Raw genomic sequence first — 7,103 nt, 5'->3', positions numbered from 1 at the left:
CTCTTGATGGAGTATTATAGAGTCCATCACCAGCTGGGGAAATTTTTTGAGACCTATTACAAGCTGGTTGATTTATTGGATCGTGAGCTGAATGTTCGTCCCAGTCGAGTGATAGAAGAACTGTATCATTCTGTTTTGGAAGCTAAACGCACCCGTAAGCAGAGCAATCGTGTGAATGTCCGAGAACTCCCTTTCTTTGGTCGCAAACAAGAACTGTCCCAACTGGAAGAATACCTCTCCTTAGTAGAGAAGGGGGAAGCGGTTGGCCCTCTCTTGGTCATGGGGCAATCTGGAACAGGCAAAAAACGTTTATTGCGTCAATTGGTCTTGATGTCCAATCGTAGTTTTAGCTTTGTCAAGCTGGAAGGCAAAGTCGGAAGTCGCCAAGAAGAAGGAGGGATCTGGGACGACCTCAAAGCTTCCCTAGAGAAAGTGAGTGGGGGCTTGGAAGCTCCTCCTCTAGGAAAAGCGGACAATCTCCCTGCTGTCCGGAAGCACCTTCAAAGACTCAGCCAAGAAAAACCTCTCCTGATTCTGCTTGAAAATGCCCAGTGGATGGATGCAACCTCATTCAATAAAGTAAAGCAATTGGAGGAGAAAAGTAGCGGGGAAAGATGGCAACTGATTGTTACAGCTGAGGGGCCTTTGCCGGAATTCTTGGTCACCTTCTTTGGGAGTTTAAAAGTCGAGAGACGGTTGTCCCAGCTAGAGTTGACCAATTTTGATCCGAGTGAAAGTAGATTACTCTTGCAAGGGCAACTGGGGCAGATAGAACCAGCCCTGATCGAGCAAATGATGGAGTGGAGTGAAGGTAGTCCCTTCTTGTTGTCCAGCTATATAGAGGAGTGGAAAGAGAAGGAAAGTTTAGAGCCCTTACCTGATATCATTCAAGCCTATCTGTCTCAAGAGCTGGGTGACTTGAGCAGTGAAGAGGAGTCCCTTCTTCATTATTTGTCTTGTTTTCATAAGCCGATATCCATGTCTATCTTGGCCGATTTGACAGCTACAGATCTTTCAGTTTTAACTGCATTATTAGATCCTTTAGCTCAAAGAGGAATCATCTCAATAGTGGAGGAAGGGGAGGATCTCTTGGTCCAATTTTGCAAGCAATTGGTAGCCATGTACTTCTACCAACTCCTGTCACCAGCCAGACGGCGTCTCTTCCATCAACAAATCGCGCAAAAACTGGAAGAAACCTTAGAAGATTCGACAGACCTGCTCTTCTATAAGGAAATAGCTTACCAATACAAGCAGTCCCAAAATCACTTGCGTTCCTTGTCTTTTGAGCTGACCTACTTAGAAGAAATCCTCCAGTTGGAACATGAACTATTCCCAATATACTCCAAGGGAGAAGAGGGAGTAGTATCAGATGGTGAAAATAGCCATTTGGACATTTTTGGGGAACTCTCTCGTCTTCGTCGAGAACTGGATCAGCTTTTTTCGCGACACCAAAAAGATAGAGACTACAAGTATTTGCAACTGCGCTACTTGTATCTAGAGGGGCGATACTTCATTCGAAGTGGTGAGTACCAAAAGGGGATTCATGATATTCAAAAGGTCATCTCCTATGCGCGGGAACTCAAACGGCTCGACTTCCTTTTAGAAGGGTACCGGCAAATCATTTATTATTGCATTCAAACAGAAAATATTTCTGAAATGGCCTATTACACAGATTTGGCTTTAGAAGATGCGATTCAGGCCAACAACCATGAAGCGATTGCGATTCAGTTACGCTTGAAGGGGTTGTACCATTTGATGGTAGGGGATGAGGAGCAGGCGACCCGCCACCTCTATCGCTCCATTGATTGCTTTAGTCTGACCAATAGCATGCAGGCCAAGTATGCCATTCAAATTGCAGCATCTTTAGCCTACCTGGCTGAAATAGAGCAAGTGAGAGGGCATTTTCAAGTAGCTGTCACCCATTTGGAAGAGGTCCTACGCTTGGTGGGAGATCAATCTGTTGATTCAGTCCGAGTGGTGTTTGAAATCGATCTTGGGATTGCCTACTATTGGAAGGGAGACTTGGTCCAAGCTCGCCTCTATTTTGACAGGGCTCAAAAGGTTTTGTCCAGCGTTCGCTTCCCTTGGAAGGAAGAATTGCTCGGATTTTATCAAGCCTTAATCGCCTGTCATTTCGGAGAGCAAGAGAAGGTGGCAACTTACCTGGCTCGTAAAGAAGGAACCATGAAGCAAACGACGAATGCACGAGACAAGGGGATGGTTTATTATCTCTTGGCTTTCCTATCGGCCCAGAAGGAGCAAGGAGAGCAATTGGTTCCTGCTTTGAGCGCTTTCTTGAAAGAAGATAAGAATTACTACAAGAAACTGGCAGAGCAATACCTGACTCCGTATAGAGACCGTCCCTTCCTCAAGAGATTAAAAAACCTTTAGTGTAGCTCATCAAATGTCATGAAGGAAGAATAAAAAAAGGCTTATCAACACCCAATGGCTGGATGTTGATAAGCCTTTCGTATGTTAGAGAGGTTTTGAATCTTATTTTTGTTGAGACAAGATTTGGGTCAGGTAAAAGATAAAGGTTGCAGCAAGGTTGGAGGTATGATTGTCAATATCATGAGGAGGGGAAACTTCCACAATATCAAAGCCAATCAGTTTGCCACTAGCAGCAATGTGTTGGAGTAGCATTAGGGCTAGTTTTGGATCCACACCAAGTGACTGGATGGCGCTGACGCCAGGGGCAGAACCGACGGCAAAGCAGTCCATATCGATGGAGAGGTAAACCGCTGTCTGTTTTTCTAAGAATTGATCAATCCGATCAAGAATAGCCTGGTGGCTCATCCGGAAGAGATCTTGACCTGTTAAAAAATCAATGCTTGGTGTTTTTGCCACATAGTTGAATAGGAACAGGTTGTTGCTATGTTCCTGAATACCCAAGATTAAGTAAGGGAAATCTTTGCTCTCTTCTTTTGCGTGGTCTGCCATTTGGCGAAATCCTGTTCCAGAGTTGGGACCAGTTTGGTCGTAAGGACGCAGGTCAAAGTGAGCATCTAGGTTGATGACAGCCAATTGTTCATCTGGTTGCAAGGAGGATTTGAGGCCCAGGTAGTGGCCATAAGCCGTTTCATGCCCTCCACCGAGGACGATTGGTTGAATATTTAACTCCAACATCCGTTTGACAGTTAGAGAGAGGCTCTCTTGCAAATCTTCAAGAGAACGATTGGGACCATCGATATTTCCGACATCAAAAACTGTGACGTTGGTGCCCCAGTGCCAAGGAAGTTTAGCGAGTTGGGTTCGAATAGCATTAGGACTTTCGACGGCACCGACGCGACCGTTATTGATATAGACTCCTTTATCGCTTTTAAAACCAAGGATTCCAAAGGTGACTTCTTCAAAAGGAGTCAAGGTTTCATCGTTCAAATCCAAAAACTTTGTCAGCATTCCCCATTTGGCAGTATAAGGATTGTCTTCAATACTGCCTTGGTAATAACTGTAAGTCATTGGGTAATAATCTCTAAGCACGTTACATGCCTCCGTTTGTTTGTATTAGGCTAGAAAGGGAAAGGCTGAGAAATTTTCTCAGCCTTTTTCTGCTGTATCCTTACTGTATCAGTATTGAATGCTTAAGTCAACTGCTTTTTCGATGGTTGCTAAGAATTCTTCACTTTCAACAACGGCAGATGCCTTATTGAGTTCTTCAAAGATTTCGATGTCCTTGTCAAATTCAATGAAGGCCACCTTGCTGCGAATCATGTCATAGGCTGGTTTTGTACCTTTACCAAGTTCATGATTTTCTGGTTTGAGATCCAAGGCTTGGCAGGCTGCCATAATTTCAGTAGCAACGATGCGGCGTGAATTCTTGAGAATCTCAGCTGCTTTACGTGCTGCTGTTGTTCCCATGCTGACGAAGTCTTCTTGGTTTTCACAAGATGGGATAGAGTCAACGCTGGCTGGGTGAGACAAGATTTTGTTTTCAGATGCAAGAGAAGCACAAGCATACTGCGTAATCATGAAGCCTGAGTTGAGGCCAGGGTGTTTGACCAAGAAGGATGGCAATTTACTAAGCTGGCTGTTGACCAAGCGTTCCACCCGACGTTCAGATACGTTTCCGATCTCAGAAAGGGCAATACCCAAGAAGTCAAATGGTTGTGCCATTGGTTCACCGTGGAAGTTACCTCCGGAGATGACGTGTCCTTCCTTGGTGATGATTGGGTTATCTGTCACAGAGTTGATTTCGATTTCAACTTTTGTTTTTACATAAGCAATAGAGTCTTTGCTGGCTCCATGGATTTGAGGGATACAACGGAGTGTATAAGGATCTTGTACCCGTTGTTGGGTCGCAACGGTTGTGTTTTTGCTTCCTTCAAGGAGGTTACGGATATTACGAGCGGTTGCCAATTGCCCACTTTGAGGACGGATAGTATGAAGGTCTTCTTCAAATGGGCTGGTAATACCATTGTGGACTTCCATTGAGAGAGCACCGGCAATGTCAGACAGTTTGAGCAATTGGATACCATCATAAGTCGCAAGAGCGCCGATACCGGTTAGGACAGTCGTACCATTGATCAAAGCAAGCCCTTCTTTGGCAGCCAATTGAATCTTTTCAATACCAGCTTGGTCGAGAGCTTCTTGACCGCTCAAGAGTTGACCTTTGTAGTAGGCGTGTCCAAGTCCCAACATTGGGAGCACCATATGAGAAAGGGGGGCAAGGTCTCCGGAAGCTCCGAGTGATCCTTTTTCTGGAATATAAGGAGTCACTCCTTTGTTAAGCAATTCTAATAGTTTTTCAACAGTTGACAGACGAATGCCAGAATAGCCTTTTAAGAGAGAGTTGATCCGGATGAGCATGATGGCGCGAACGGCATCTTCTGGAAGTGGATCACCAAAACCAGATGCGTGGGTACGAATCAAGTTTTCTTGCAGTTGGACAGTATCTTCTGGAGAAATGCTGACATTACAGAGGGAGCCAAATCCAGTGGTTACACCATAGACGACTCGTTTTTCACGGACGATATCATCAACAATTTTACGGGATGCGATGACAGCTTCTTTTGCATTTTCATCAAGCTCACATTGGGCTCCGTGGCGAGCGACGGCGATGACTTCTTCGAGTGTTAAGCTATTACCATCTAAATGAATCAATTGAGTCATATAAAACCTCCGATTATGAATTGATCTGTAGAAGTAGATGTGTTTACTTCGGTTTGAATACCAAACGTGAGCCCATTGTCTATTACTCTTAGGATAATTAAAAGAAGTTTTAGAGAAAAGAGCTCAGGTTTGATATTCGTGGATTCTTAGATGGGCTAGGGAGCAAAAGTGAGCTTTGCTCCCGCTTAAGTTCCCATCTAGTGTGTAAATAGAATTGGTGAGGACTGTTTTATTTCTTAGGTAGTTTATCACCGTGGAAAACGAAATAGAGCCCACTAGCGATCACTAGACCGATAGCTCCCCATGCAAAGTTCATTAGATTGTCCCCTGCAATCATCAAGATACTGATGACAACAGCTAAAATTGGGATAACAGGACCAAATGGCACTCGGAAGGTAACCTTTTTGTCTGGGTACATTTTTCTAAGTTTGATAGCAGCCAAAGCAGTTGGAATATATTGGAAGAAACGGAAGACAACACTGAAAGTTGCTAATGATTCGAAAGAGCCAGATAACAAGAGTAAGAATGCAAAGGCACCGGAAATGATAATGGCTACGACTGGAGCATTCTTAGAGTTTGTTTTTCCAAGACCTGCTGGCAAGAGTTTTTCGTCTGCTAGGGCCGCACCGAAACGAGGAACCATGATGGATTCACCAATGTTTAGACCGGCGATTGAAATGAGGGCACCGTAAGAAACGAGAGGAGCTCCGATAGGGCCAATCATTTCAACAAATGCATCTTGTACAGGTGCGTCTGTTTGCATGATATGACCACCAAGCATGGCGATTGTTCCAGCAATGATCAACATGTAGAGGACAGATACGATACTGATGGATCCCAAGATAGCACGGGGAACGTTCTTTTCAGGGTTACGCATTTCCCCTGCAACGATGGACATGGTTTCGAATCCGATAAATCCGTAGAAGATGTAGACGGCAGTACTCGAAACAGCACTAAAGAGATTTGAACCGCTTTCCAATTGGAGGAAAGGTGTGAAGTTGCCCTTGCTCACGCCGCCAGAAATAAAGAAGATGGCAAAGAGCGAGAAGAGGACAATAGGGATTAATTTTGCAACAGTAGCTGTCAGAGTGAACATCTTAGATGTTTTCAGACCGGCAATGTTCATCAGACTTAAGAGAACCAACATAACGATACTAATCGGTAGGTTATAGCCTTCGAATGCTGGGAAAGTAATGATGAAGATCTTAGCAAAACCGGCTAACATGGCAGCCCAAGCAATGACAGTAACGGCCCAACCGAGAATTCCGACGTTAAAGCCGACGAAGTCTCCAAAAGCTGCTTTTGAGTATTGCATGGCTCCACCGTTTTTGTCGAAGTAGCCAGCCGTTTCAGCCAGACAGGCTGATAGTAGCATGACGAGAACAGCTACCCCGAACATGACAGCTAGAGAAGCTGGTCCTAAACCGGCATAAATTTTTTGAGGTAAGAGGAAGATACCAGATCCGATCACGGCATTGATACCGTATAGAGTGGCACCGCTAAAGCTGAATTTCGCTTTTTCTTGTTCCTCAATCGACTGTTTATGTGCTCCGTTCATAATGTCTCTCCTTTTAAACATTATTTTAGCGCAGTCCAGATAGCAATCGGTTGCTCCCCAGACTGATGGGGTGAAAACGTGATTGTCATCTCTTGAAGAGGAGATGCTTGTTCGATAAACAGGAGCTCGTGAGTTTGGAGGGAGTAGGATTGTCCCTTTTTCCATTCAAGTGTTAGTGGACAGAGAGCATAGATCCATTGATAGCGACTCTGACTCGTGACACTTTCTTTTGGGGATATAGCACTCATATGCCCCTGATAGGAAGGTTTATAGATTAGATTAAAATCTTGACAGGTCCCTTGGCTAGATACGGGATCTCCCCCGTCAAAGAAGTAGCTTTGAAATGGCTTAAAAAGCACTTCTTGATGTTGATGGGTGAGTGTAATCGATGAAGTCAGAGGCATCAAGATTCGGTGGTAGCCAGTGAGATCGGAAA

Annotated in this window: 5 protein-coding genes; 1 reads left to right on the top strand and 4 read right to left on the bottom strand. The window is 44.5% G+C overall.

What is annotated here, in order from left to right; genetic code table 11:
* Positions 1-2,391: ATP-binding protein (locus tag ACLOR3_RS01060; RefSeq protein ID WP_412036904.1), on the top strand; the 2,391-nt coding region annotated here is incomplete at its 5' end.
* Between the two features lie 102 nt (positions 2,392-2,493).
* Here the strand turns inward: ACLOR3_RS01060 and hutG are convergent.
* The 4 genes from hutG to ACLOR3_RS01040 form a co-directional block, all read right to left on the bottom strand.
* A complete protein-coding gene (gene hutG, locus ACLOR3_RS01055) occupies positions 2,494-3,480 on the bottom strand; it encodes a formimidoylglutamase (RefSeq protein WP_125374498.1) in 987 nt (328 codons plus the stop codon).
* Between the two features lie 87 nt (positions 3,481-3,567).
* Entirely contained in the window at positions 3,568-5,109 is a 1,542-nt protein-coding gene (hutH, locus tag ACLOR3_RS01050; protein WP_411400032.1) for a histidine ammonia-lyase, read from the bottom strand.
* Between the two features lie 229 nt (positions 5,110-5,338).
* Positions 5,339-6,667: an APC family permease gene (locus ACLOR3_RS01045; protein WP_411400031.1), complete on the bottom strand. Its 1,329-nt coding sequence runs from the start codon at positions 6,665-6,667 to the stop codon at positions 5,339-5,341.
* A gap of 20 nt (positions 6,668-6,687) precedes the next feature.
* On the bottom strand, positions 6,688-7,103 hold a 416-nt coding region (locus ACLOR3_RS01040), incomplete at its 5' end, for a HutD family protein (protein WP_412036903.1).

Origin of the sequence: Streptococcus intestinihominis, assembly GCF_046824975.1 — a bacterium.
Taxonomy (GTDB): Bacteria; Bacillota; Bacilli; order Lactobacillales; family Streptococcaceae; genus Streptococcus.
Note: the sequence above shows the minus strand (reverse complement) of the source record. Positions and strands in the feature narration are given on the sequence as shown.

Excerpts from the sequence above, each read along its gene's own strand:
- hutH (WP_411400032.1), bottom strand. The coding sequence starts at position 5,109 with ATGACTCAATTGATTCATTTAGATGGTAATAGCTTAACACTCGAAGAA.
- ACLOR3_RS01045 (WP_411400031.1), bottom strand. The coding sequence starts at position 6,667 with ATGAACGGAGCACATAAACAGTCGATTGAGGAACAAGAAAAAGCGAAA.